Source organism: Faecalibacterium prausnitzii (assembly GCF_003287405.1).
Lineage (GTDB): Bacteria > Bacillota > Clostridia > Oscillospirales > Ruminococcaceae > Faecalibacterium > Faecalibacterium intestinale.
Genome location: NZ_PRLD01000055.1, coordinates 1 through 959, shown reverse-complemented (window position 1 = coordinate 959; position 959 = coordinate 1). Strand labels below are relative to the sequence as shown.

Sequence of the window (959 nt, the reverse complement as noted above, 5' to 3'; positions counted from 1 at the left end):
GAGGATGTCACACCCTCCGGCAGGGCAGGCAGCATCTCCCGTGCCCGCTTTGCCAGATAGCAGGCATCCAGCAGCTGCTTGATCAGTTCGATGGTCATAATGAAATTCCTCTCCAAACGATTATCGAAGGTAATTAACATTGATAATTATATAGAACTGCCCGGGAATGTCAAGTCTTTTTGAAAAATCGGAGATGTCGGCAGCTTTGAGGCATCTGCTTCCGGCATACCATTCTAGAGGGTGTTTGAGCGAATACAGTCTGAACCATGGATTAGAAGATTAAATACAAAACAAAAACAGGGTGCGTCCCTGAATAGGACGCACCCTGCCAGCGTAATTCACGATTTGATTCGTTGGCAACAACCGTGAATTGCATATCGCAAACAGGTCGTTGAGAATTGCTCTGCTTGTAAAACTTGCGATTAAAGCCACAGATAACAGCGATATGTACAACAGGGCGTTCCCCGTCGGGAACGCTCTGTTTCTCTTTGCTGGCGGCGTGATGAACTTGTTCCGCCTGCCACGCGGCAAACTCCCGCTGCCCTTCCTCGCTGTTCCAGCAGGCAAGGATGGCCGGGTAGAATGCCCGTGCCAGACGTTCGATGGCTTCATCGGGATAGGGGGAAGTGTTTGTGGACTTTTTCTTTTTGTTCAAACGCACGCTCCTTTGATCGTCCCACCGCAGCAAAGCCGGGCAAGAAAATCAAAGTTCCATTTTTTATCAGGCGCAAGGGCGCGGATGCTTTCCGCCCTGCACTTGCGGCTGGTGGCTCGTTGATGGCTTACAGGTGTCTGCTGTTATGCGGTCTTTTCTTCTTCAAGGGCTTCTGCAAGAGCCTTTTCCAGATAGGTTTCGATTTCAGTCAGGTAGGTAGCGGGTCGCTGCATTGCGAAGCGGAGAACCTTCTGCTTTTCCGGGTCAGTGAAATAGCTGGGATTGTTTTTGAGCGTTTTCTTCC

The 959-nt window shown here is 50.2% G+C and carries 1 protein-coding gene; it reads right to left on the bottom strand.

What is annotated here, in order from left to right; translation table 11 throughout:
* Positions 1-271: 271 nt before the first annotated feature.
* Complete coding sequence (locus C4N24_RS15735) at positions 272-661, bottom strand: transposase (protein WP_431733141.1); 390 nt, start codon at positions 659-661, stop codon at positions 272-274.
* Positions 662-959 lie beyond the last annotated feature (298 nt).